General features: G+C 62.4%; 21 protein-coding genes and 1 pseudogene. 10 read left to right on the forward strand and 12 right to left on the reverse strand.

The genetic code is table 11. The features are described 5' to 3' along the window. Position 1 precedes the first annotated feature (1 nt). The 5 genes and pseudogenes from CK221_RS30635 to CK221_RS01605 all read right to left on the reverse strand — a co-directional run. Positions 2 to 214 (reverse strand): annotated as a pseudogene (locus tag CK221_RS30635) (transposase); the annotation flags it as partial. Between the two features lie 115 nt (positions 215 to 329). Further along, positions 330 to 1,991 (reverse strand): VWA domain-containing protein, encoded by a 1,662-nt coding sequence (locus tag CK221_RS01590; RefSeq protein WP_095776407.1) that lies wholly within the window; start codon positions 1,989 to 1,991, stop codon positions 330 to 332. Positions 1,992 to 2,077: 86 nt separating this feature from the next. After that, on the reverse strand, positions 2,078 to 3,040 hold the full coding sequence (locus CK221_RS01595) for a GlxA family transcriptional regulator (protein ID WP_095776408.1): 963 nt from the start codon (positions 3,038 to 3,040) through the stop codon (positions 2,078 to 2,080). Between the two features lie 52 nt (positions 3,041 to 3,092). Next, positions 3,093 to 3,992 carry a bifunctional methylenetetrahydrofolate dehydrogenase/methenyltetrahydrofolate cyclohydrolase FolD gene (gene folD, locus CK221_RS01600; protein WP_066989437.1) on the reverse strand — a complete coding sequence of 300 codons (900 nt, stop codon included), beginning with the start codon at positions 3,990 to 3,992 and terminating at the stop codon, positions 3,093 to 3,095. Between the two features lie 216 nt (positions 3,993 to 4,208). Then, a complete protein-coding gene (locus tag CK221_RS01605; RefSeq protein ID WP_143749001.1) occupies positions 4,209 to 4,454 on the reverse strand; it encodes a hypothetical protein in 246 nt (81 codons plus the stop codon). A gap of 79 nt (positions 4,455 to 4,533) precedes the next feature. Between CK221_RS01605 and proC the strand changes: the two genes are divergently transcribed. Then, positions 4,534 to 5,349, forward strand: a complete 816-nt coding sequence (proC, locus tag CK221_RS01610; protein WP_095776410.1) for a pyrroline-5-carboxylate reductase — start codon at positions 4,534 to 4,536, stop codon at positions 5,347 to 5,349. Here proC and CK221_RS01615 read toward each other — a convergent pair. Beyond that, entirely contained in the window at positions 5,324 to 6,664 is a 1,341-nt protein-coding gene (locus CK221_RS01615; RefSeq protein ID WP_095776411.1) for an NAD(P)H-dependent oxidoreductase, read from the reverse strand. The two genes, proC and CK221_RS01615, sit on opposite strands and share 26 nt — an antisense overlap. 523 nt (positions 6,665 to 7,187) lie before the next feature. Between CK221_RS01615 and CK221_RS01620 the strand changes: the two genes are divergently transcribed. Genes CK221_RS01620 through CK221_RS01635 form a run of 4 tightly spaced genes read left to right on the forward strand, consistent with a single transcriptional unit; the run spans position 7,188 to position 12,743 of the window. Next, complete coding sequence (locus CK221_RS01620) at positions 7,188 to 8,636, forward strand: TolC family protein (RefSeq protein ID WP_082953989.1); 1,449 nt, start codon at positions 7,188 to 7,190, stop codon at positions 8,634 to 8,636. 38 nt (positions 8,637 to 8,674) lie between these two features. Continuing rightward, a complete protein-coding gene (locus CK221_RS01625; RefSeq protein WP_095776412.1) occupies positions 8,675 to 10,807 on the forward strand; it encodes a type I secretion system permease/ATPase in 2,133 nt (710 codons plus the stop codon). A 15-nt stretch (positions 10,808 to 10,822) separates the two neighbouring features. Next, entirely contained in the window at positions 10,823 to 12,112 is a 1,290-nt protein-coding gene (locus tag CK221_RS01630; protein ID WP_066989331.1) for an HlyD family type I secretion periplasmic adaptor subunit, read from the forward strand. Then, positions 12,102 to 12,743 (forward strand): ribbon-helix-helix domain-containing protein, encoded by a 642-nt coding sequence (locus CK221_RS01635; protein ID WP_095776413.1) that lies wholly within the window; start codon positions 12,102 to 12,104, stop codon positions 12,741 to 12,743. The genes CK221_RS01630 and CK221_RS01635 overlap by 11 nt, the downstream gene beginning before the upstream one ends. 13 nt (positions 12,744 to 12,756) lie before the next feature. Here the strand turns inward: CK221_RS01635 and CK221_RS01640 are convergent, their stop codons facing one another. Then, the gene (locus tag CK221_RS01640) at positions 12,757 to 13,758 is read right to left on the reverse strand and encodes a transglutaminase-like cysteine peptidase (RefSeq protein ID WP_066989335.1); all 1,002 of its coding nucleotides are present in this window, start codon (positions 13,756 to 13,758) and stop codon (positions 12,757 to 12,759) included. A gap of 324 nt (positions 13,759 to 14,082) precedes the next feature. On the opposite strand from CK221_RS01640, the gene CK221_RS01645 reads away from it, so the two are divergent. The 5 genes from CK221_RS01645 to CK221_RS01660 all read left to right on the forward strand — a co-directional run bounded on the left by CK221_RS01645 (position 14,083) and on the right by CK221_RS01660 (position 21,464). Continuing rightward, complete coding sequence (locus CK221_RS01645) at positions 14,083 to 18,399, forward strand: Ig-like domain-containing protein (RefSeq protein ID WP_095776414.1); 4,317 nt, start codon at positions 14,083 to 14,085, stop codon at positions 18,397 to 18,399. Between the two features lie 72 nt (positions 18,400 to 18,471). After that, positions 18,472 to 18,840 (forward strand): hypothetical protein, encoded by a 369-nt coding sequence (locus CK221_RS01650; RefSeq protein WP_066989339.1) that lies wholly within the window; start codon positions 18,472 to 18,474, stop codon positions 18,838 to 18,840. Between the two features lie 227 nt (positions 18,841 to 19,067). Beyond that, positions 19,068 to 20,270: an ABC transporter substrate-binding protein gene (locus tag CK221_RS01655; protein ID WP_095776415.1), complete on the forward strand. Its 1,203-nt coding sequence runs from the start codon at positions 19,068 to 19,070 to the stop codon at positions 20,268 to 20,270. A 22-nt stretch (positions 20,271 to 20,292) separates the two neighbouring features. Further along, positions 20,293 to 20,472: a hypothetical protein gene (locus CK221_RS29535; RefSeq protein WP_143749002.1), complete on the forward strand. Its 180-nt coding sequence runs from the start codon at positions 20,293 to 20,295 to the stop codon at positions 20,470 to 20,472. Continuing rightward, entirely contained in the window at positions 20,457 to 21,464 is a 1,008-nt protein-coding gene (locus tag CK221_RS01660) for a phosphatase PAP2 family protein (protein ID WP_179294424.1), read from the forward strand. Before CK221_RS29535 ends, CK221_RS01660 begins: the two co-directional genes overlap by 16 nt. A gap of 6 nt (positions 21,465 to 21,470) precedes the next feature. Here CK221_RS01660 and CK221_RS01665 read toward each other — a convergent pair whose 3' ends face one another. From CK221_RS01665 to CK221_RS01685, 5 genes are read right to left on the reverse strand one after another with little or no spacing between them, the layout of a single operon-like run. Then, entirely contained in the window at positions 21,471 to 22,571 is a 1,101-nt protein-coding gene (locus CK221_RS01665) for a phosphatase PAP2 family protein (RefSeq protein WP_095776417.1), read from the reverse strand. Further along, the gene (locus CK221_RS01670; RefSeq protein ID WP_095776418.1) at positions 22,571 to 23,611 is read right to left on the reverse strand and encodes a phosphatase PAP2 family protein; all 1,041 of its coding nucleotides are present in this window, start codon (positions 23,609 to 23,611) and stop codon (positions 22,571 to 22,573) included. Before CK221_RS01670 ends, CK221_RS01665 begins: the two co-directional genes overlap by 1 nt. Positions 23,612 to 23,635: 24 nt before the next feature. Continuing rightward, a complete protein-coding gene (locus CK221_RS01675; protein WP_095776419.1) occupies positions 23,636 to 24,181 on the reverse strand; it encodes a prepilin peptidase in 546 nt (181 codons plus the stop codon). Continuing rightward, positions 24,178 to 24,729 carry a tetratricopeptide repeat protein gene (locus tag CK221_RS01680; RefSeq protein ID WP_095776420.1) on the reverse strand — a complete coding sequence of 184 codons (552 nt, stop codon included), beginning with the start codon at positions 24,727 to 24,729 and terminating at the stop codon, positions 24,178 to 24,180. The genes CK221_RS01675 and CK221_RS01680 overlap by 4 nt, the downstream gene beginning before the upstream one ends. Positions 24,730 to 24,784: 55 nt before the next feature. After that, positions 24,785 to 25,741, reverse strand: coding sequence for a type II secretion system F family protein (locus tag CK221_RS01685; protein ID WP_179294423.1), 957 nt, complete (start codon positions 25,739 to 25,741; stop codon positions 24,785 to 24,787). Position 25,742: the final 1 nt, after the last annotated feature.

Below are 25,742 nucleotides of genomic sequence, written 5' to 3' on the forward strand. Positions count from 1 at the left end.
CTGGCGCAGGCAAAACTAGCTTGCCCTGCCGGGCCAGCGTTCGCCAGGACGACAGATGGTTGGCCTCCAGCCCGTGGCGCTCCGCTACTTCGTTCACCGTCACGCCCGGACGCAAGCCCTCCGAAACGATCTGTGCCTTGACCTCATCCGGCCATTGGCGATGCGCCTCACGTCGGCCCCGCCGTGTCGTGAGAACCTCCAATGTCGTGTCCATGGAGAAACTGCTTCTCGCTCATCCATGGAACCTTGATCGCAGATCAGGCGTCAGCGGACAACGTTGGGGGCAAAACAGCGGTTACCCTTTTTCGTTCGTTTGCGGACGGCGATGCCTACTGAACGGTGATCTCGCTCCGCTCACCGGCCTTGATCGTCACCGGCATTTCCTTGTCCTGGCCCTGATCGGACATGTGCCGCACGACGACATAGTCGCCGGCGGGGATCGTCTGTTGCCAGCTGTCGCCATAGGTCAGGCCGAGCGATTTGCGCTTGCCCTCAATATCCTTCTTTGACGAGAACACCTCGATCGAATAGGCGCCGGGCGCCGACATTGCCAGCACGCCGGCGCCGAGAGCCACCTTCACATCCTGGTTGTCGCCGGCCTTGATGCTGAAGGGCTGTTCGACAACGGCGAGATCGAGCGTGGTTAGCGCGACATAGTCGTCCGGCGGCAGCCAGAATTTGCTGTCCGGACCGTAGGAGTGCTCCACGCTTTCACGCGAACCGTCGATCTTCTTCTTCGCCTTGATGATCTCGAAGCCGATGCCGGAATTGTCGGCCTTTTCGCCGCCGGCCGTGTAGTAGGCGTTGAGCACGGCATGGCCGACGCCGATCACGATATCCTTCTCGACCGTCTGTCCGGCGGCAAGCTGGATGGTTTCGGTCACCGTGCCGGCGCCGATCTGCACCGTCACCTTCTGCTCGCCGGCGGGCACGGTGGCCTTGGTGTCGCCATAGTGGGTCGTGCTGCCGCCCGGATAGGCGAAGTCGACACGCGCCTCGCCGCTGATCTCCGAGCCCTGGCTCGCATGCGGGTGGATAACCAAGGTTCCGGCGTTCAGCGTGAACAACGGGCTGTAGGTCTGGCCGGCTTCGATCTTGATCTTCTGCTCGCTCCTTGCCTCGTCGGCGCGACCGACGACAATGTAATCGCCCGGCTCGAGTTTGGTCTTGAGCTCGCCATACTCGGTCATGACCTGATCGCCGCGCGAGCCGTCGGACTTGGCCTTGTAGATCTCCCAGGCATTGCCGTCGGTGATGGGATCGCCGCCTTCAGCCATGACGACGCTCGGCGTGAAGTTGAATTCAGGCTTGGCGGGTTCGGGTGCAGGCGCCGGCGCCGGGGCCGGAGCAGGCTCTGGCGCGGGCGCCGGCGCCGCGACGGTCTCGACCAGCGCTTGCTGCAATGCCTTCTCGTCGGAGGCCTGGATGTATTTTCCGCCGGTGTTCTCGGCGAGGCAGGCGATCTGCCTGCCTTCGTCGGCGGTCAGGCCGAAGCCGACCACGTCGGCGGTGAAGTCGACGCCGGTCTCCTTCAGCTCCTTGCCGAGCGCGCACGGATCGCCACCGCAGGTCTCAAGACCGTCGGTGATGAGAACGACCGTGGCCTTGTCCTCGGTGTATTTCAGCGCTTCGGCGGCCTGCTTGACGGCCGCCGTCAGCGGCGTCTTGCCAAGGAATTTCATGCTGTCGGCGGCCGCCGAGATCGCGCTCGCCGAACCCGCCTGCGGCGGCACGATCAGCTCGATGTCCGCGCAGCTGCCTTTCTGGCGATGCCCGTAGGCCATGAAGCCGATCTCGTCGTCGCCCGGCACCGACTGCAGCACCGTGCGCAGCGATTCGCGCGCGATCTCGAGCTTCGGCTTGCCGTCTATCTGCGCCCACATGGAGCCGGATGCATCGAGAATGATGATGACCTTGTTGGCGGCAAAGCCAAAGGTGGTCATCGACAAAAGGAGGATCGCCGCAGCGACGCTCCGTGCCAGTCCCGCCATGAAAATCTCCTGAGTGAACCCCCGTCCGCGCCGGGAAAGCTATTTGAGCCGGGCTTTGCAGACAAGTCCGATGGCCGGCAAGTCGCTCAATAGGTGGTTCGGCGCTCTTCCGACGGCGGACGGCCGAACTGCAGCCGGTAGCTTTGCGCGAAATAGGAGTGGGAGGTGAAGCCGGTGGCGATCGCGACGTCGAGGATCGGCATATTGGTCTGGCGCAGCAATTCGCGCGCCCGCTCGAGCCTGAGCCGCATGTAGTAGCGGCCCGGCGTCACGTTGAGATGGCGCAGGAACAGGCGCTCGACCTGGCGCACCGACAGGCCCGCCGACTTGGCAAGCTGCACCGCCGACAAAGGCTCATCGAGATGGTCGGCCATCAGCTCAACGATACGTCTCAGCTTCTCCGACTTGCCGGTGAGGTCGCGCTCAGGTCCGACGCGCTGGCGGTCACCGGCCGAGCGGATGCGCTCGTGCTGGAACTGGTTGGCGACGCCATTGGCGAGGTTGGAGCCGAAATCGCCGCGCACGATCTCCAGCATCAGATCGATCGAGGTGGTGCCGCCGGCGCAGGTGTAGCGCTTGCGATCGATCTCGAAAACGTTGCCGGTGCAGTTGATGTCCGGAAAACGCTCCATGAAGCCGGCGCGGTTTTCCCAGTGGATAGTGCAGCGGTAGCCGTCGAGCTGGCCGGCCTCGGCGAGCAGATAGGAGCCGACCGAGAGCGCGCCGAGCGCGTTGCCGCGGCGGCCCCAGCTGCGCAGCGCCGCCAGCACCTTGCTCTTGCCTGGGAACTCGGTGGTGAGCCCGACCGAGACGAACAGGATATCGACCGGCGGCATGTCGGCGACTGAATAGTCGATCTTGAGCGGCAGGCCGTTGGAAGCCATGACCGCGTCGCCATCTGCCGATATCGTCGTCCAGCCGTAATATTCGCGGCCGAGCAGACGGTTGGCCGAGCGGAAGCAATCGATCGCCGCCGCCAGCGAGAACATCGAAAACTTGTCGACCAGCAGGAAGCCGAACTGCCGACCGCCCTGAACGGGATCGCCCATGACCGGCCGTTCAACAGGAGCAGTAAGATTCGGCAAGGATGCTGCTTTCCGATCAGAAGGACGGCCGCTTCAATCCGGCCGCGAGGTAGGCGGAAGCTACAGTGTTGGCCATCAGCATGGCAATGGTCATCGGTCCGACGCCGCCGGGGACCGGCGTGATGGCGCCGGCGACCGCGGCCGCTTCGGCATAGACGACGTCGCCGACCAGCCGCGACTTGCCTTCGCCCTTCTCCGGCGCCGGAATGCGGTTGATGCCGACATCGATAACGGTGGCGCCGGGCTTCACCCAATCACCCTTGATCATTTCTGGACGGCCGACGGCGGCGACCAGGATATCGGCGGTGCGCGCCAACGCCGGCAGATCCTTGGTACGGCTATGGGCAATGGTGACGGTGCAGTTGGCGGCGAGCAGCAGATTGGCCATCGGCTTTCCGACGATGTTGGAGCGGCCGACGACGACTGCATTGAGGCCGGAAAGGTCCTTGCCGCGCACGCGCTGGATCAACAGCATCGAGCCGGCGGGCGTGCAGGGCACGAACGCCGTCTCGAGCTCGCCGGTACCGAGCTTGCCGACATTGATGAAGTGGAAGCCGTCGACATCCTTTTCCGGCGCGATCGTCTGGATGACCTTGCCGGCATCGATATGGCCGGGCAGCGGCAGTTGCACGAGGATGCCGTGGATCGACGGGTCGGCGTTGAGATCGCCGATGGTCTTCAACAGCTGCTCTTCGGTCGTCTCAGCCGGCAGCGTGTGCTGGAGCGAATGGAAGCCGCACTCCTTGGCCGTGCGCGACTTCGAGGCGACGTAGACCTGGCTTGCCGGATCCTCGCCCACGATCACCACCGCCAGACCGGGCCTGGTCGCGCCCTTGGCCGAAAGCTCGGCGGTCAGCGCCTTGACCTTCGATACCACGTCTGCGGCGACACTCTTCCCGTCGATCACTTCGGCCATCATTCACCTTCAACACTGTTGCGCGGCCACGCCTCGCACGCAGCCCTGATCCTCAATCCAGCAGTCGGCACGCGAACGCGGCGCGCAAGCGGTCAAATGCCGCGCGGCATTTTCACGAAAATTCGACAGGCCAATCCCGTCAAAACGTCGTCGGATGCCGTAAACCCGAAACCGGCTGCTTTTATCGAAGGCCGCTTTTAGCGAAGACGGGGTGTTTTAGAAATAGCGGCGGCGCGAGCGGCTTTCGGTCAGAACGCGCACCGCCTCCCGAAATTCGCGCAGGCTGGCTCTGATCTCGCCGATCTGGTTCTGCTGATCGCCTGGCGACTGGCGCGCCTCGGCTGTCGCCGATTGCGAACGGGAAGGCGCCGACGGAGCGTATGTGTCGTCCGGTAGTTCCGGACGCTGCGGATGGTCCGAACTATAGGAATAGGTGCGGCTTTGAGCGGACGGCGTCTCCAAGCCATGCTCCGACCTTGGAGACTGGACTTTTCCGGAACCGCGCGAGCGGCTAAGGAGAGCCCTCTTTGCGGAGGTTTCGATGACCATCAGGCTTGTTCTCGCCGGTTGCGGCAATATGGGTTACGCGATGCTCTCGGGCTGGCTGAAAGCCGGCAAGCTCGAGCCGTCGGCGGTGTTCGTGGTCGAGCCCAATGCCGAATTGCGCAGGCGAGCCGAGCATCTTGGTTGCGGCGCCGCGGCCGACGCGTCCGCAATTCCCGCCGATGCCATGCCCGATCTCGTCGTCATCGCCGTGAAACCGCAGGTCATCCGCGATGTGACGGCAAGCTACAAGCGCTTCGGCGACGGCAGGACCACCTTCGTCAGCATCGCCGCGGGCACGCCGGTCGCGACCTTCGAGGAGATCCTGGGCCGGCTCGCGCCGATCGTGCGCTGCATGCCGAACACGCCGGCGGCGATCGGCAAGGGCATGATGGTGGTGTTTTCCAACCCGCTCGTTCCCGACAACGTCAGGCGGTTCGTCGCTGAGCTGCTCTCGGCGAGCGGTGTCGTGACGACGATCGACGACGAGAGCCTGATGGACGCCGTGACCGCGGTCTCCGGTTCCGGCCCGGCCTATATTTTCCATTTCATCGAGGCGCTGACGGTCGCCGCCGAGAAGGCTGGCCTGCCGGCCGAGACAGCCAAGCTGCTCGCCCTGCAGACCGTCTATGGTGCAGCCTCGCTTGCCGCCGAAAGCGATGAGGAGCCGGGCGTGCTGCGCCAGCAGGTCACCAGCCCCAACGGCACGACCGCCGCCGCACTTGCCGTGCTGATGGGCGAAGACCGGCTGACGAAGCTTTTGACCGACGCGGTGGAAGCGGCGCGGCTCAGATCGATAGAGCTGGGGAAGTAGTCCTCACGCCATACAACATCTCGTCCTGCAGTTGGCGCAGGGCAAATAGCTTGGTCGTCTTGTCGGGCGCGGCGTTGTCGGCGGTCAGGAGTTCGCCCTTCCTGACCGGCTTCAGCACCTTGCCGCCTTCAAGCAGTCCGACCGGCACGGCACGGCTGGCGCGCGCCTCGGCGACCGTCATGGTCCAGGAGCGGTAGCAGGTCTCGCCGATGGCGTCGAAGATCTCGCCTGCGGCGAGGTCGCGCTTGGCGACCGCGCAGACCTCGGCCACCGGTTTAGGCAGCGGCACCATGTCGGGTTTGCCGTAGAGCATGATGCGGGCTGCGGTCAGCGGCACCTCCAGCGAGGTCAGGTGGTACGGCCTGAAGAAGCTGTAATAGGGGCCGTGGCCGACATGGAGATCATCCATGCGCTCGACGACGCGGGGATGCGTCGCCTCGACGATGACGAAGACGCCAGGCGCCACGCCTTTGCCGATCGTGTAGTCGACGATACCCTTCTTCGACAGGATGCCGCCGTCCTCGCGCGGGATCAGCACCTTGGCCAGCTGATCACGGTCGGCTTTCGGGCCGTGCATGCCCGGAACATCGGGCACCAGGCCAGTGGCGTTGGCGATGGCGCACATCTCGACCATGGTCTTGGAGCCGTCGACGAACTCGACCAGCATGCGCGGGTTCATGTTCCGGCGCAGCGCTTCATCCCGATAATCGTCGGGAACGGCGTCGTGGTTGAGCGGGTTGTTCTTGCCCTTGCCGGCCGAGACGATGGTATAACCGAGCGACGAGGCGAACTCGATCAGCTCCATGCAGCTCGACGGCTCGTCGCCGGCGCCGACCGAATAGACGACGCCGAGCCGATCCGCCTGCTGCTTGAGGTAGCAGCCGATGGTCACGTCGGCCTCGACATTCATCATCACCAGATGCTTGCCATGCTGCATCGCCATCAGGTCGAAATCGGCGGCGACGCCGGGTTTGCCGGTGGCATCGATGACGACGTCGATCAGCGGATTGGTGACCAGCATCTCGTTCGAGGTGATGGCGATCCTACCGCTTTCTATCGCCTGGCTTACCTTGGAGGCGGTCTCGGCTTCGGCAGCCATTGCATCGTCGCCATAGGCGATGCGGATCGCGTCGCGAGCCGTGTGCGGGCGGCGCGTGGAAATGGCCGCAATCGAAATGCCCGGCATCAGCATGCCCTGCGTCACCAGATCGGTGCCCATCTCGCCGGAACCGATGACGCCGATGCGCACGGGGCGGCCGTCGGCGGCGCGCCGGGCGAGATCGCGGGCAAGCCCGGTCAGGGCGACATTTGTCATAGAAGAACGTCCATGCTTTGCTTCAGCCCGCAATACAGGGAACGATCCCCGTTTGCCAACAAAACCAGCCACCCATGGCAATTTCGTGCGCACGTCTTGCAGGACCGGCGCAGATTTCCCGCAGCAATCCGCAACCTTCAGGTGTTTCAAAGCCTTGGCCATGTCCGGAGGAAGGGCAGATGCCGCGGTTCATGCCAAGTGCCGATCTGACCGCCAAAAGTTGGCACGGTGAGCGACGCCTCGGTCGATTCCTTTGTGCGGACTTACTGTTTATTTAGGGAAAATAGTGTTCGCGGTCGGTTTCAACTGAACGGCGCCCTCGGCGAGGATCGTTTTCTGTGCCATTTTTGCTACATCCGCCGGGACTAATGGCTGGAATCCGTGCTTTTGGAGCGCTCTAAATCAATAAGTCCTCCCATCCGCGAAAAATCTGCTAGATACTCGTTGCAAGCTCCGGTGGCAGGCTTGGGCGAAATAAGCGCTGACAAAAACAAAAAGGCGCGGGGATAGTCACGGGGTAGAAATGACCAGGACGGGTAAAGTGACCGTCGGCTGGCGCCTTGCGCTTGCCATGACGGTGTCGATGCTGGCTTGCGGAAGCGCCAGCGCACTCACGCTCAAGGAAGCTGTAGCAGTCGCGGTCGAATCCAATCCGGAGATTGGGCAGGCGATCGAAAACCGCGAAGCCATCGAATTCGAGCTGCGCCAGGCGAAAGGGCTCTATCTTCCCAGCGTCGATCTCGAAGCGTCGACCGGCGTCCGCCGTCTGGATAACGACTCCCGGCGAGCGCTCGACGAGGACCATGACGCGCTTTATCCAAACGAAGCGGACCTCACCGTCTCACAGACGCTCTATGACAGTGGCGCGAGACGGGCCGAATTGAACCGCCAGGCCTCGCGCGTCGACGGAGCTTCCTTCAGGGTGCTGGAACGGTCCGAATTCATCGGGCTTGCCGTCGTCCAGGACTATCTCGAATACATGCTGCAGGCGTCGATCGTCGCCGAAGCGAAGAAGAACCTCGGCTTCCATCAGTCTATACTCGGCGACATCAAGCAAGGCATCGCGGGCGGCGCGCTCAACGATGCCGACCGGCAGCAAGCCGAGGAGCGGCTTTACGCCGCCAAGGCGCGGATGCAGGAGGCGACCGAGGAACTGGAAGCGGCCAAGATCCGCTTCTTCAAGAATGTCGGCAAGCCGCTGACCAATCCGTCGCGGCCGGCCGATGTGGCCGGCGCGCTGCCGCGCTCGCTCGATGACGCGATCGGGCTTGCCAGACAGAACAATCCGCGCGTCCACATGGCCAACAGCGACATCGATGCGGCCGCGTCGCTCGTCGACGCCGCGCGGGCGAAATACGGCCCCACCATTACCGCCGAGGGTGTCGCACGGGGCGGCTATGACATCGACGGCGACGACGGCGACACCAGCGACCTGCAGGCTCGGGTGGTGCTGCGCTGGAATCTCTATCGCGGCGGCATCGACAAAGCCAACGAGCAGGAGCAGATCCGCCGCACCAGCGAGCAGCGCCTCGCGCTGCATCAGGTGCTGCGCGAGATCGAGGAAGCCGTCCGCACATCATGGGACCGCCGCTTCCGCCAGGCGGAACTTGCGCAGACGCTGCGGCTGCAGGCAGCAACCAACGAAAGGCTGGTTGCCTCCTACCGCGAGCAGTTCAAGGTCGGACAGCGCTCGCTGCTCGACGTGCTGGATGCGCAGAACACGCGCTTCAACACCGCGACGCTGGCCGACACCTCGTCCTACGCGTCGCTGTTTGCCCAATACCGGCTGCTGGCCGCGACCGGGGAGTTGCTGAAGACACTGAACATCCAGCCGGCCAAGCAGGCAGCCGCCTACGCGCGTAGCGAATTCGGCACGCCGGCGACAGCCGATACCGAAACCTATGCGCGCACACCATCGGAGCAGAAGAACGATCTGCCGTTCGACATCCTCGCGCCGGTCAGGAAGAAGTAGCCGATGTAAGCATCGATCTCTGGTCCTTCGGGCGGATCGTGAACCAGCAACCTAATATCATCTCGCCCAAGGAGGCTTTCAAAGCCTGCTTCTCGGCGATTGCAGCCTATCTCGGCCGGCCGAGCGCCGAGACCGTGCTGTTTGCCGGGGTGCCGATTTCGGACACGCGCATCGAGCCGGACGACATCAGGCATCTGGCCGAACGGATCGGTCTCGAGGTCCAGGCGTTCAACCATCGCGATTTCGTGCGCGGCCGGATCGATCTTCCGGCCATCGTCTTTCGCGCCAGCCAACTCCCGGTTGCGTTGCTCGCCGAAACGGAAACCGGGCAATTTCTAACGGCGCCGCAGGAAAACGGCCGCACCACGATCGGCAAATCGGAGCTTGCCGAGAGCTACATCAGCGGTGGCGCCTCATTCTCGATCACCTATGCCAACACCGCCGAGGAGATGACGGTCGGCACGGCGCCGAGGATCGAAAGACGTCATTGGCTGACCGGAACGATGGGGACGTTCTGGCGCACCTACTCGAAGGTCGTGCTGTCGGCGGTCTTCATCAACCTCTTGGCGATCGCCTCGCCGATCTTCACCATGAACGTCTACGACCGCATCCTGCCGAACAAGGCGATCTCGACGCTCTGGGTGCTGGCGCTCGGGATCGGCGCGGCCATCCTGTTCGACCTGTTGCTGAAGACGGCCCGTGCCTCGCTTATCGACTATGCCGGGCGCAAGGCGGATCTCAGGATTTCCTATCTGCTGTTCGAGAAAGTGCTCAACTCGTCGCTTTCGGCGCGGCCGGGATCGACCGGCGAATACGCGAATCGTGTCACACAATATGAGTTCGTGCGCGAGTTCTTCACCTCGAATACCATAAGCGTCTTCATCGACACGGTTTTCGTCTTCGTCTTCCTGCTGGTCATCTACGCTATTGGCGGCTGGCTGGTGAGCATACCGGCGCTCGCCTTCGTCATCGCCGTCATTGTCGGTCTGGTGACACAGAGGCGCATCGGCAGGCGGGTCGCCGCCTCGATGAACGAATCTGCCCAGCGCCAGGCGCTCCTGGTCGAGTCCATTTCCACGCTGGAGACGATCAAGTCGCTGCGCGCCGAGGCCTATCTGCTGCGCAAATGGGGCGAGCACTCGAAGAACGCCGCCAACACCTCGGAGAAGATCAAGGAGCTTTCCGCCGCTGCCGGCAACATCACCGGCGCCATCCAGCAATTCGTCACCGTCGCCCTGGTGGTTGCCGGCGCCTATGCCTTCTCGGAAGGCCAGGTCTCGACGGGCGCGATTATCGGCACGGTCATGCTGGCGGGCCGCGCGGTCGCGCCGCTCGGCCAGATCGCCATCACGCTCTCCCGCTTCCGGCAAGCCGTGCTGTCGCTCAGGATCGTCAATACGATCATGTCGCAGCCGGATGACCGACCCGACACGGTCGGCTTCGTCAACCGGCCGATCCGCAGCGGCGCGATGCTGTTCAAGAATGTCGGCTTCGCCTATCCAGGCACCGAAAACGAGGTTCTGAACGGGCTCAACATTGCAATCCGCCCCGGCGAGCGCATAGGCATCATCGGCCGCATCGGCTCCGGCAAGACCACGATGGGCCGCCTGATCGGCCGGCTGTTCCTGCCGACGTCCGGAGAACTGCTGCTCGACGGCATCGACATCCGCCAATACCACCCGTCCGAAGTTCGTGCCGCGGTCGGTATCGTCGCGCAGGCCGGCGACCTGTTTTCGGGCACGATCAAGGAAAACCTTCTGATGGCCGTGCCGGACGCGACCGACGAGGAGATCATCGATGCGGCGAAGGCCGCGGGCGTCGACGACTTCGTCTCTCGCCATCCGCGCGGCTACGACATGAATGTCGGCGAACGTGGCACCAATCTGTCGGGAGGCCAGAGGCAGGCCGTGGCGATCGCGCGGCTGCTGCTGACCAAGCCGAAAATCGTGTTCCTGGACGAGCCGTCGGGTTCGATGGACCTGGCCTCGGAACGGCAGTTGATCAGGCAGCTCAAGGTGGCGTTCGACCGCAACACGACGCTGATCGTATCGACCCATCGCTACAGCATGCTGGAGTTGGTCGACCGCCTCATAGTCATCGAGCAGGGGCGCGTGGTCGCGGACGGAGCAAAGGAACAAGTCATCCAGGCATTGCAGAAGGCGAATGCCTGACCGGGACGTTGGGGAATGTTAGCAAAAGACGACCGGCCGCCGCTTTTCGCATCGGCGTCGGTATACATCATAGGGGCACTGTTCGTGGCCTTCACCGCCTGGGCATCCTTTGCCGAGGTCGATGAGATCGCGCGCGGCGACGGCAAGGTCATTCCCGCTTCCAAGACGCAGATCATCCAGGCGAGCGAAGCCGGCGTCGTCCAGGAAATCGCTGTCAAGATCGGCCAGACCGTCAGGAAGAACGATCTGATCATCCGCCTCGACAACACAGGCAACACCTCGAGCCTGGGTGAAGAGCAGGCCAAGGCGCGGGCGTTGCAGGCGCGCATTGCCAGGCTCAAATTCGAGCAGAGCGGCAATCTCGAGGGCGCGTTCCCCTGTCCGTCCGACATCCAGAAGACTGCCCCGGAGATCTGCGACAACGAGCAGAAGCTGCTCGTTGCGCGCCGGGACAACTTCCAAGTCAAGCTTTCCGTGCTGAAGTCGCGTCTCGATCAGCGCGAGAAGGAACTGGACGAGGCAACCGCCAATTCAGACCGCCTTTCCAAGAGCCTCGCCGTCAGCGACCAGGAAACGGCGCTGGTCGAATCGATGGTCAAGAAAGGCCTGATGGCCAGGACCGAACAGATACGCGTCGAGCGGGAGCAGACCGATCTCCGCGGTCAGCTCAACCTTGCCGGAGAGACCATCAAGAAGAGCAAGGCGGCCATCACCGAGGCGCAGCTTCAAGTCGACGAACTCGGCCTGCAATTGCAGCAGGAAGCATTGAGCGACTTGACGCAGGCGCTGGCGGACCTCTCTGTGGTGGACGAAACCATTCGCGGCGCCACCGACAAGGTGGCGCGGACCGATATCCGTTCGCCTGTCGACGGCATCGTCAACACGCTCGATGTCAACACGCTCGGCGCTTTCGTCCAGCCGGGCGCGGTCGTGGCCGGCATCGTGCCGACCTCGGAGACGCTGCTGGTCGAGGCGCGGGTCTCGCCGCGCGACGTCGCCTTCATCCAGCCGGACCAGGACGCGCTGATCAAGGTCACGGCCTACGACTTCTCGATCTTCGGCGGCATCGAAGGCAAGGTCTCCAACATCACCGCCGACAGCCTGGTCGACCAGAAGACGGGCGAGCCCTACTATCAAGTGCGCGTCGCGACCGAGAAATCCACGCTGCAAAGGAACGGCAAGACTTATTCGATTATCCCCGGCATGATCTGCTCGGTCGATATCAAGACCGGGCGCAAGACGATCCTCAACTATCTTTTGAAGCCCATCAACAAGGCGCGCCAGGAGGCGATGAGTGAACGATAGCGCCGCACGCCCCGACACTCCGCGCGACCGGCTGCTGCCGCCGCTCGCAGCCGAGGATTTCGGCCCGGAGTTCCGCGTCGTGGCGCGTGGCGGCGTGCGCCGCGGCATCCGGCTGGAGCGAGCCTTCTGGGTGTCGCTGAAGCAGATGGCCGAAAACCGCAAATGCACGATCGGCATGCTGGTCGAGGAGATCGCCGAAAATCATCCCGACCAGGGCAATCTCACATCGGCGATCCGGGTCGCATGCATGCGCGGCCTTGCCGAGGAAAGCATGGAACTGCGCAAGCTCGCCTCGATCCGGACCATCAACGCGATCCTGGTCGCCTGCCCCTCGCCCGCCTTCGCGCTGTCCTCGTCGAAGAAGATCCTGACCTTCAATGCCCCGTTCCAGCAATTGGTCAGGCGCCAGCTGCCGAACGCGCCGGGCGACGATGGCAGGCAGGACCTCAAGCTGGCGCTGGACCTCAACGTCATCGAAGTTTTTGCCCGGCTCGACGCCAATGGCGAGACACCCGTCACCACCGGCTTCGTCATCGGCGCCGGCGAGCGCCGCTACAGGGGCCAGCTCAGTGCGGTGCGCGCGCCGGTCACAGAGCCGGAGCTGTTGATGGCGTTCGTCTTCAACGGTTGAAGAGGCAAGCCGCCTACTTCGCTCCGAAACCGGAGCCTGCCGACGTGACCGTCACATCGGGCGAAGCGCCTTCGCCGGGCGCCACTGTCGCGAAACCACCGGCGATGTCGGCGATCTGTGCGCCGGCTTTCGTGCCGTGGATCCAGGCTCGGTCGGTGCTGAATGAATAGAGCGGGACATAATCGGGAAGATCGCGGTCCATCGCCACAACGTTGCTGAGGCTGTCCAGGATGAAGGTGCCGCTTCCGGTGCTCACCGACAGCACCGCGTGGAAAAATTTCCGGCGGCGATCCTGCAGCACGACGAGCGACATGCTCTGCGCCGGGATCCCGGCGCGCAACAGCGCCGCCATCTTCAGGATCGCGAAATCCTCGCAATCGCCGGCGCGATGCTCGAGGATCTCCGACGGCTTCGCCCAGTAGTCGAGCTTGCCGTAGACGACGCTGTCCTTGCGATAGGCGATCAGCCGGTTGATGCTGCTGTTGACGAAGTCCAGCTTGTCGCGAAAAGTCTTGTTGGCTGCAATGCCGACGATCTCGCCAAACGCAGCGTTCTCACGATCGCAGGCACTTCCGGCCGTGCAGTCGATGATCGCCTTGTAGACGGGGGCCCAGCGCGCGGCGACCGGGAAGTTGCGCATGGACAAGGCGATCGACCCGAACACGCCGGGAATAATCGCCCCAGTCTGGATCGGGTCAACCTGGATCGGGTCGATCCGGATCGGATCGACGCCGAGGGTAGCCTCTCCACTCGCAGAACCTGACGCCGGGCGGACTTCGAGAGGCGCATAGGCACTGGCGGCACCGCCGACCCGGTAGGCGGCAACAGGCTGCCATGGCTGCAATCTGGCCAGCGAAACGCCGCCGAGATCGGCCGGCGCAGGTAGCGTTTGAGAGGCGGGACTTGCGACGGAGATCGCGCTGGCCGACGACGCATTCGGCAGACCGGCCAGGCCGATTGCCAGCAGCAGAACCTTGACCCTCGACGCCGACGAGGCAGCTTTTTGTATTTTCATGACGCCCACCTTTGACTGTGGACGCTAGCGATCTTGTCTCAAATTATCGGAAAGGAAGGTGGGTAAGTTTCCGCGAATCAATCTATTCTGCTTTGTCTCAAATTTTATTCAAATTTATACTTGAATTTGTCGAACTGCCGCCGCGCTCCCCAGCCGGTTCGGCGGCGCCCCTGAAGATATATAATTGGATATATCGTTGCGATTTACCAAGTGTAAAAAATGCAAATCCATGCATATTCAAGTATATCAAAAAGATTGAAGGTACGTTGCAAAGTTCGAGCCCCGCATGTCTCTTGCCGGGAAATGCCGAAGGGGGCTTGAGCTATGACGACCAGTATCGAATTCGACGCCGTTTCAAATTTCTCGGACGAGCACGCGACTGTCGGCGAACAGCCGATTTCGGGTGTCATTTCGGGCGTCCAAGTCGCCCAGGCCTCCGGCGGCCAGACGGCACCAGCGGCAGGCGAACCTGTGCCGGTCGATGCGGGAAGCGGCGCGCCGGCAAAGGGCGACGGCAACGCCCAGAACGCACAAAGCACAGCCAAGCCGGCGGCGGACGGCAACGCTCCTGCCGCCAACGCCCCTGCCGGAAACGCGCCAGCACCGAACACGGCAGCCTCGAACGTTGCGCATGAATATCACGTCGAGGCCGGCAATGTCGTGAAGCTTCCGGCCAATGTCTCGATCGACGACATCAAGGTCGACGGGCACAATCTGGTGCTGGTGCAGCCGGACGGCGCCGAGATCGTCATCAAGGACGGCGCGCTCAACGTACCGACCTTCATCATCGGCGATGTCGAGGTGCCGCGCGTTGCCCTGATCGCCGCGCTCGAAGCCAGCCATGTCGATGTCGCCTTCGGCGCCGACGGCTCGATCTCGGCCGGCGGAAATGGCTCGCCAAGCAGCGCCGGCGGAGACTTCTCGGTGCCGCCTGGCGGGATCGGCGACGGCTTCGGTCTGTCGGCACTTTTGCCGCCAACGGCATTGGCGTTCGGACAGCCGGAGAACCGTGACCTGTTCCCGTCCCTGCTTAAGCCGGACTCCACGCCGTCGATCGGGACCATTGGCGAAGCGAGCGTCAACGAAGCCGGCCTGCCGGCGCGCAACGGTGAACCGGCTGGCTCGGATTCCGCCTCCAACTCCGAAACCACTTCGGGTGCCATCGGCTTCACGTCGCCGGACGGCGTATCGCAGGTCACGCTGGGCGGCCATGTGCTGACCACCGCGGCGCAGACCTTCACCGACGCCACCGGCTCGCTAACGGCAAGCTATTCCTTCGACGCGGGCACGGGCACCGGCGCCATCAGCTATTCCTACACCCTGCTCGACAACACCTCGGGCGACAACACCAGCGTCAGCTTTGGGGTTGGCGTCGTCGACTCCGACGGCGATGCCGCACCTCCCGGCACACTCACCATTGACATCATAGATGATGTCCCAACGGCGGTGGCCGATACGGACGTGGTGCCGTCGGGCTCGCATACCGAGATCGACGGCAACGTCATCACCGGCGCGGGAAGCGACGGCAACCCGGCAGGTGCCGACGTCAAGGGTGCTGACGATGTGACTGTGGTTGGTGTCGCGGTCGGCAACACCGGCGCATCACTGGACAACACGACGACCGTCGGCACGGTCATCCACGGCACCTATGGCGACCTGACGCTCGGCGCCAATGGCAACTACAGCTACGTCCGCAATGCCGGCACGCCCGGCGGCGTCAACGACGTCTTCACCTACACCATCAAGGACGGCGACGGCGACCTGTCGCACACCACGCTGACGATTACGATCGGCGACTCCACGCCGAGCGACAGCATCCCGGCGCCGGGCCTTGCCTCGACCACCGTCTATGAAGCGGGCCTGCCGCCGCATGGCGGACTGCCGGCCGGCTCCGGCGAGATCGCCGACGGCAATCCCAACAACAACTCCAACACCTCCGAGACCACGTCCGGCAGCATCGGCTTCACCTCGCCCGACGGCATCCAGACCGTCTCGCTCGGCGGCCACGTGCTGAGCGGCGTGCCGCAGACCTTCACCGACGCCACCGGCTCGCTGACGGCAAGCTATGTCTATGACGCGGCCACCGGCGCCGGCACCATCAGCTACTCCTACACGCTCGCCACCAACACCTCGGGCGACAATACCAGCGTCAGCTTCGCGGTCGGGGTGACGGACGCCGACGGCGACAGCGCGCCGGCCGGCAACCTGGTCATCAACATCGTCGACGACGTGCCGACGGCGCATGCCGATACCTGGGGTTCGCCCATCACCGGGCCCACGGCCCTCACCGGCCTGTTGAGCAACGACGTTTTTGGTGCCGATGGCGTGGCGACAACAACGCCCGGCGTGATAATGACCACCAATGGGGCTCACGGAACCGTCGTCTACAACAACGACGGAACCTTCACCTACACGCCGACCGGCGTTTATGTAGGATCCGATACCTTCACCTACACCATCAAGGACGGAGACGGCGACACCTCTACGGCGACAGTCACGGTGAACGTCAACACCAACACCGTTCCGACGGGCGGCGGCACCGTGTCGCTGACCGTCAACGAAGCGGCGCTTGACACCACGCTAGATGCCACGGCTCCGGCCGACCTTCAGCCGGGCGTCGTGACCGGCACCAACCCGAGCAGCCGCGGCGAGACCGCACAGGCCAGCAGCGGCATTACGTTCAACGCCACGGGCGAAGCGATCAGCGTCGCATTCGCCAACCCGACAGGAGATCCGAACTGGGTGGCTCCGACGGTTTCCGGCATGGCGGCTGGGTATTCGATCAGCTGGGCTCTCGTCGGCGGCCAACTGGTCGGCACGCTCATGCATGGCGTCACCAATCTTGGGCCATCCATCTATCTGGCGCTGTCGAACACCAGCGCCGGCCCGAACAGCACGTTGACCCCGGTGGTCACCGCGACGCTGACCGACCAGCTGCAGCATGCGGCCGGCTCCGGCAACATCACCGTCAACGGCCTGCAGGTGGTGGCAACCGACACGAGCGGCGATCATGTCTCCGGCGCGGTCAACCTGACCGTCCTGGACGATGCCCCAATGCCGTTCGTCGGCGACGGCATCAATCTGCCGGACTCGTTGCACTCGACATTGACGGAGCATCTGAACTTCGCGTCGGGGGCCGGCGCGGACGGCGTCGGCAATGTCGTGTTCAATGTCACCGAGGGCGGCGCCGTTACCGCTACGAACGGTTTGAACGTCTTCCTCAATGGCGAACAGGTCTTCTTCCATCTGGTTGACTCGCATACGATTGAAGCTCGGACCTCCGTCGCAAACGGCAGTGACCTAGCGTTCACTGCGACGCTCGACCCGGTAACGGATACCTGGACCTACACGCAAAACGGGTCGCTGTTCGCTGGCAATCAGTTCAACAGCGGTGGCTTCTCAAACCCAGGCGGTAGCAACAGCCCGGCGATCGTGCTGAATGGACCCGATGCCACCCAGAACGACCTTTTGGTCACCGCTAATAGCGGCAATACCGTGAATACAAACAATTCCGAATTCGGTGTCGACGGCGGCAACAGCATCGGCAGTGGAGAGACCATCCGGTTCGATTTCGTTCAGAATGCAACCACAGATGGTACCGTCGCCGGAAGCAACTTCACGAACCACTATGAGGTCAGCAGCTTCACGAGCACTGTCGACACCGGTGGCGGTGGCGCCGCCACCCTCATGATACGGGGCGTAAACGCGGACATTGACCACGTATATGTCGGCGACGGAGACGAAGGCACCGCCCAGTTCCTGACGGTCACCGTTGCGAACAACTCCGGAGGTACGGCACCAGTCGTACACTACAACGGCGACGGCACCGTCACGCTGACGAACCTGGGAAATGGCGACACCTTTACGGTGACCGCGAGCAGCGACGCTTTCAGCGCAATGGAGATTTCGGGCCTCCCGGGCACGAACACGTTCAAGCTCACGTCGCCGCTGTTCACGACGGCCAACGCCGAGACCCCTTTCGACATCAAGATCCCGGTGACTGGGACCGATGGTGACGGCGACACGGCTTCCGGCAGCCTGACCGCGCATCTCTATCCGACGAGCTCCTCGCTCGAAGGCACAAGCGGCATCGACTCGCTGGCCGCGACGGCCACCAAGACCACAGTCATGGGGCAGGACGGCAACGATACGCTGACCGGCATCAACGGGCACGACACGATCCTGGCTGGTGGGCAAGGCAACGACACGCTGACCGGCATGGACGGAAATGACATTCTCTACGGCGGATCCGGCAACGACACGCTCGTCGGCGGCGCCGGCAACGACCTGCTGGTCGGCGGTTCCGGCCAGGACACGCTGACCGGCGGCACGGGCGCCGACACGTTCAAGCTCGAGCATCTCGACATCAAGGATCTCATCACCGACTACCATGGTGCGGGTCCTGGTGGCGAGGGCGACAAGATCGACCTGACAGCGCTGTTCGACACGCCGGTGGGAGGCAATCTCGCCGACTACGTGCACTACGACGCCGGCACAAAGACGCTGAGCGTGGACACCAACGGCACGACCGGCGGCGCCAACTTCGTCGATGTCGCCGTTCTTCAGAACGCGCCTGCGGCCGGAACGATCAACATCCTCTATGATGACTCGAACCATCAACAGCACACGGCCACGATTTAGTGCTTATGCGCGGCGGTGCTGCTATGCTATGCGTTAGCGAACCGTGAATTCGCAATTTGGAGAGGGGCTTACATGAAACATTCCGTAAGACTGCTGGCCTCGGCCGTGGCGGTGCTGCTCGCCGGATCGACCGGCTTTGCCGCAGATATCATCGGCGAGCCGGCGGTGAATTATTGCCGCACCGTCGGCACCTCGGACCTGGTGCTGACCGACAACATGGTCGAGCTCAAGGACCATGTGGTGAAGCTGATGGACGAATCGGTCGCCGTCGCCAACAGCCCGGAATGGATCAACTCGTCGCGCCCCGCCTTCGTCTGGGCCTCGGAAGCCAAGGTCGCCTGCGGCAAAGCCTATGGCTATCTCAAGACCAACTACAAGGACGAGGACTACCTCAACAAGTGCGAATGCTTCCACGACCGCATGGTCGAGTACATGCACTGAGCTGACGGGCGCGCCGACCAGCTGCGATGATGGCCAAGAGAGCCTGCGCCGAGGCCGACGCTTGCGTGCCGGCGTGGGTTGCCACGCATGCCGGCGTGCCGCGGCTTTTCCGACGCGGGTTTTCGCGAGCGTTGGAGCGGTTCATCCGTTCGGGGAAACGCGGAACTGCTCCGGCTATGCGTTTTTGCGCAATCGCGGACGGGAAACCGCTGCGCACTTTTCCTGGAATGGCCCCGGCGCTTGCCCTTGCCGTTGTCGCGGCGATCTCCGGCTGCCAGTCGAAGAACGGCGCATCGGAGGTGCTGGATCCCGCGGCGATCGCCGCTCCGGCAAGCCAGGCCGGTGCCAACACCGCCGCGCCCGCGCAGCTGACCGCCAGTTCCGCAGCGACCGCTTCCAAGGGCAATCTGACGCTCGGCACGGGCTCGACCAAGATCGCCATGCTTTTGCCGCTCTCCGCCCCCGGCAGCGCGGGCGAGAACGGCAGGAAGATGTATGATGCCGCGCGGCTGGCAATGGCCGATCTCGGCGACAAGCTGGTGACGCTGACCATCGAGGACACGCGCGGCGACAGCGGCTATGCCAAGGACCTGGCGGTGAAGGCGATCACTTCGGGCGGCGTGAAAATCGTCATCGGGCCGGCCGAGCTTGCAGCGGCACAGCACCTTGCCAAGCTCTCCGGCACGCAGCGGCCGCCGGTGCTGGCGCTGGCCGACAATTTCGCCGGCGGCCCCGGCGTCTATTCGGTGCGGCTGAGCGAAGCCGACAGCGCGGCGGCGGGCGCGGCAGCGGTCGCCAGCAAGGGCGCCAAGAAATTCGTGCTCCTGGTGCCGGCGGGCGCGAACGCCGGCGCCGTCGAGGCGCGGGTCGCCAACGCACTCAGCATCTATGGCGCAACGCTTGCCGTGACGCTTCCCTATTCGGCGTCCGACGCCGCCAAGGTGGTGTCGGACATGGGCTCGCTGGTCGAGGCGCCCGACGCCGTCGTCGTCGCCAGCGGCGACGGCAGCCCTGTCGCCGTGCTGGCGGGCCTTAAGGCGAAGGGTATTCCGGGCAAGGCGGTGAGCCTGATCGGCACCGAGCGCTGGCTCGAGCGCCCGATCGATCCGCTCTATGAGGGCGCCTATATCGCAACGCTCGACCAGAGCGAGACCGGACCGATCGCCGACCGTTTCAAGGCGACCTACAACTATCAGCCCGACGTCAACGTCGCCTACGCCTATGACATGGTGGCGCTGTCGGCAGGCATAGCAAGCTCTGTCGGCCCGAACGGTTTCTCCAATCAGGTGCTGGAGAACGCCAGCGGCTTCCGCGGCTCGACCGGCCTGTTCCGCTTCCGCGCCGACGGCTCGAGCCAAAGATCGATGCCGTTTTTCAAGGTGGAAAAGGGTAGACTGAAGCTGGTCGAGAAGCAGACCGTGGGGTTTTGAAATTTCACTCGGGTGGTGGCCGTTGGATTTTCTCAGAAAGCTTCTGATTTTGGCTGTTGTCGGCGCGGTTGGGGCTGGCGCCGTCGCGCTTGCCGAACGGCTGATGTTTGAAGACCCGAGACCAGCTGTCTCCGGCGAGCCGCCGCCTCTGCCCGTTATCAAGAAAAAGCCGGTGCGGCGATGGAAATGGCGTCTGACATAGCGGCCGAACGATCGCGGTTCTCAGTCTCCGCGAAGCTCGCAGTCTTTGGCCTGTGCTATGCCGGCCTTGCGGCCTATCTGTTCCCAGTCACCTATTTTTCTGCGCTTGGCGCGGTCAGGCTGAAGCTGCTTTATCTGTTGCTGCCCTTCCTGATCCTGATCGGGCTGATCGTTGCAGCAGTCATCAGCCAACCGCGAGCTCCAGCAAGCTGGCTACGGTACAAACTGGCGTCGCGCGGCCCGGGCGCAACAATCACACTTGGAATTTTCATACTTTGCCTGGCAGCATTCACTGCGTATAAGCATGAATTCTCGCAGCTGGTGCCGTTCTTCGCCGATCAATTCCTGGCAAGGATCGACACCGTTTTGCATTTCGGCGGTCCATGGAGATGGGCGCGCGCCGTGCCGGTTCCAAACGTTGCGGATCGGGCACTCTACATGCTGTATTCGCAGCTTTGGTTCGTTGTGCTCGCCGCTGTCGTAGTCGTGGCGGCCTGGCTCGACGACGCCCCAAAGCGGCAGCGCTATTTCCTGTCGCTGATCACATGCGCAGTCATTCTGGGCATGGCCGTGAGGTTGGCGGCATCGTCCGCAGGGCCGATCTTTTACGACCGGCTGTTCGATCCGGATGTGTTCGAGGACCTTATCCGATCGCTTAAGGCAAGCGATTCCGGACCGGACACCCTTCGCATCACCGATTATCTATATTCGTCGTACACGGCCCACAAGGCCTCGATCGGGACAGGTATTTCGGCGATGCCCAGCTTCCACGTCGCTATTGCCGTGCTGAACGCCCTTTTCCTTTCGAGCTTGAATCGGCGGGTGGGTGCCGTAGCGTGGATCTATGCAGGCATAATCCTCTTCGGCTCAGTGTATTTCGGCTGGCACTATGCCATTGACGGCTACTTCTCGATCATCGCGACCGCGGTGATATGGCGCCAGAGTGGGCGGCGCATCGGTGGCGGCGCAGGTCCGTCGAGATGGGCGCCTTGAAAAAGGTCAGCCGAAATCGAAATCGGATCTCGCATATTCTGCGGTAGCCATGACTGGATCTTTTGAAAGCCGCCGCGCTAGGATCCAGATGACCGGCGTGGCCAGCATGGAGGCGTACCCGTCAATGGCGTAGTGCCATGCCAAGTGCACGGCGCCCAATTGAATGGCAATCAGGAAGATCACGCCGGCCCAACGCAGTATCCCGCCAAAACGCCATAGATAGATCACGTTGAGCATGGCAACCGCCACGTGGAGCGAAGGGAATGCGGATATGCCGCTGCCCAGGCGTGGACCATCGAGGGCGGCGTTGGCAAGGAGATTCCCCTGCGCGTGAAGAGCCCACACGGGATAGACCGCGTTTGTCGCCTGAAGATAATTCATCAGTGGGAAGAACGTATCGTCGCCATAGAAGGGCATGATGAAGGCAGGTCCGACCGAAGCAAAAATGGTCGCTACTGCGTTCCCCAGAAGCACCCAGGTCAGGACAAAAGCCACCAGATATTGCGACCGAAGACGCTTGTTGCCTGTCGAGAAGGTTACGCAAAACAGCACGACGAGCATCACAACGAACCAGAGATTGTAGAGAAAGTTCAGGGCAAAGGTCAGCGGCCCTGCTCCGAGGAGAGGATGCAATATCCTCCAGGCATCCCGGCCGCCATGGATCATCCTGTCGATGGCGACAATCGTGGGGTCGGCATAGAAGGGCACTATCCTGCTGAGGCCGCCCTTCATGCTGGTAAAAAGAGAAAAGAAAACAGGTAAGGTCAAGGCGGCCGGCAAACCTATGACGAGCCTGTTGGGCAAGTCGTTTTCCAACAAGCGACGGATCAGACCAGGAAACAGCCGCTCTGGCCGTTCAAGCATTACCCGCGTCGCGACGGTGGCAAAGAGGATAAACGCAACTCCGCCCCCGAACAGCAGGAATGGTTGGCTATAGATCTGAGGATCGAGTGGAATTTGCCAATAGTTCGCAGCAAAGGCGACCGCCACCGCGTAAGCCGCCAGTGTCACGAAGAATGGCCGGTTGGCGTGCCAGGAGTCCGAACAGACATGTTGAAGACCGACCATCGGCGTCTTCGGAGCTCTTGAGATGAACTTGGCGATCATCAAGCCTCTGGGCGCGGACAGTTTTTCGACAGCCAACCGGCGGCGGCCCAGATGGCGGATGTTGCAAGGATTGAAACATATCCATCGACAGCATAATGCCAGCCGAGATGCACCGATCCCAATTGGATAGCGATTAGAAACGCGATGCTGCCCCACCTCAGCACTCGGCCAAAACGCCAGAGATAGATCGCGTTCAAGGTCGCGGTAGCGACATGAACCGACGGAAAGGCCGAAATGCCGCTGCCCAGACGTGGACCATCAAGTCCGGCATTCGTCAGCAGATAGCTCTGCGTATCCAGCGCCAAAACGGGATAGGTGATATCGGTCGCCTTAAGGTAGTCCATCAGCGGAGAAAACGTACCGTCGCCGTAGAAGGGCATGACGAATGCCGGTCCGACTGAAGCGAAGGCCGCCGCCAAAATGTTGCCAAGCAAGACCCAGGTGAGGACGAATGCGACTAGAAATTGTGAACGCAGTCTCTCGTTCCAGGTCGAAAAAACGACGCAGAACAAAACGATGAAAACCTCAGCAAACCAGAGATTGTAAAGAAGGTTCAACGAGAAAGTGACAGGGCCAAAGCCAAGCAAAGGATGAAAAAATCTCCAGGCATCGATCCCACCATGAATTACCCTGTCGATCGCGGTCAGAGGCGCGTCGGCATAGAATGGTTGAATCTTGCTGATGCCTTCCTTAATGCTGGTGAACATCGAAAAAAAGATCGGCAGGACGAGCGCAACCGGCAATCCGACTGTAATTCGGTCCGCCAGCCTATTGGAAAGCATAACATTCTTTATGGCGCGCAACGGTTGCAGTGGCCGCTCAATGATCAACCGACCGCAAACCACGACAACAAGGATCAGGGTCACTACAGACCCAAAAAACAAGAAATTTTTATTGTACAGTTTTACGTCAACAACAATTTTCCAACGCGCCGCTGCTGTCAGTGCGATCAGAATATAGGCAAGCACCGTCACGAAGAATGGTTGATTGGCGCGCCACGCTGCCGAACTGCTGCGAACCGCCAGCCTCGCTATTGACATGAAAGGACCCCCCGGACCCAAACGCTAGTTAAGCTGTTGCAGAACCCCCGAGCTGCTGGCCAGCATCACACCGCCATAGATCTGGAACAGGATCGCGCAGATCGCGGCGGCCGAGATCGGCACGCCGAATGGCACGACACCTTTCCTGTCCATATGCTGCACGTAGAGGCGGAAGGCACCCGCCGGCAGGAGAAAGGGATTCTTCACCAATGCCGCGGTCGCCAGCGCGAAGATCAGCAGGAAAATCGTGAACACGACAAGGCCGTTTCCGCCAATCAGAAGCGGCACGGCCGCCATCAGCTTCACGTCACCTGCGCCCAGCTTGCGTAGAACCCAAAATGGAAACAGTGCCACGAACAGCAGGATACAGCCGATCGCGCTCAGGCCCATGTCCCACCATGATCCGGTCTGAACGGACACGAGCTGGAGCGAACCGAGACCCAGGCATATCACCAGCAGCACGTCACGGTTGGCGATCTTCTGCGTCGTGAAATCGGTCCAGGCGATCTTGCCGAGGAGCGGCATGGCCAGCGCCCTAAGCAACAGCGATGCGGCAAGCAAAAGGCTCATGACCGCTCTATGTTTCTCACACTGGACGACAGAAGCTTCAGATTGTTCGCCACGGTCGGATCGTTGGGCGCGAGCTCATAGGCCTTGAGGAAATTCGTTCGCGCTTCCTGCAGCTTGCCGCGCAGCAGATAGGAATAGCCGACGTTGTTGTAATATTCCGGCGTCGCGCCGAGCAGGCGATAGGCCCGGCCATAGGCAAGATCAGCAAGATCGAAGCGCCGGATACGGTCGCAGGAAGCGGCAAGACCCAGCCAGGCGACCCCGTCATTAGGAGCCAATCGTGTCGCCTTGTAGAACAGGGCGCCGGCGTTGCCGTAGTTCTCGGAACGGAATTGTGTCTTGGCCTCGGTCACCGCCTGGTCTGAGGCATAGTAGTCGACGTCGCTGATCGTCTTCAGTCCGTCGAAGGTGTCGCCAAAGGCCGTGTAGTCGCCCTTTGCCGGCTCGTTGGTGCGCACGACGCCGCCGGTGGCGTCGGTCGACTGGCAGCCGGCGAGCATGACCAGCAGCACGCTGGCTGCGGCGGCGAGGCGCGTCGGCCTTGTCATCTTTTGCCCCAAGGAGCCCTCCGACTCAGTTTCAGAACCTAAAGCATATGACGGTTTAGAAGAAAATGCCCTTCATACGAATGATGACCGGTAGCATTATCACCATCATCACCACAGGGAAAATGCAAAGTCCCAGTGGAATCATCATTTTGACGGGCAAAGAATTGGCGCGCTCTTCCGCCTGGAGGATGCGCTGGTCGCGCATCTCGGCGCTATAGACCCGCAAAGCGTCCGTCAGGCTGGTGCCGAGTTCTTCGGACTGCCGGAAGAGCACCGCCAAGGCCTTCGCCTCCTCCAAGCCGATACGATCGGCAAGCTCACGAAGCGCCTCGCGCAGCGGCTTGCCCGCACGCAGCTGCAGGTTCATGATCGAGAGCTGGATGCCAAGCCATTTATGGGTGCCGGCGAGTTCGTGGCTGACCCGCTCGACCGCTGCCTCCAAGCTCATGCCCGCATCGGCGCAGGTGATCATCATGTCCATGAAATCCGGAAAGGCGCGACGATAGATCTGCTTCTGCGTGTTCTCGAAACGATCCAGCATGATGCTCGGTATGACGACGCAAGCCAGGCCGAGCAGCGCGGAGCCGGCCAAAGGAACGAAACCGGGCAGTCGCGGGGGCAGCACCCAGGACAAGAGCGCATACATGATCAGAAAGCCCACGCAAACACAGGCGAGGCGACTGAGGGTGTAAATTAAAGGTGCAGTCTTCTGATAGAAACCAGCACGGAAAAGCTTCGCCTCAAGCGCGTCCGGCTGCATGTGTTCCTTTTCAACCGCCTTGAAGTAGGCATCGATCGGCTTCTGCGCTGCGAGCCTGGCGCGCTGATCCTGGCCGAGAATGGACCGCGGGTCGACTGAGCCCTCGCCCAAAAGGCTATCCGAAACGAGCTTCCGGGTCTGCATTGCTGGCATGAGGACCAGTGCGGCGAACAGGAACAAAGCCACCGCCGCCGCGAAGACGGCGAGTGAGACCAGAAAGGTCAGGTCGTTCATGTTCGACAGCAGGCCCATG

It is taken from the genome of Mesorhizobium sp. WSM3868 (genome assembly GCF_002294785.1).
Taxonomy (GTDB): Bacteria; Pseudomonadota; Alphaproteobacteria; order Rhizobiales; family Rhizobiaceae; genus Mesorhizobium.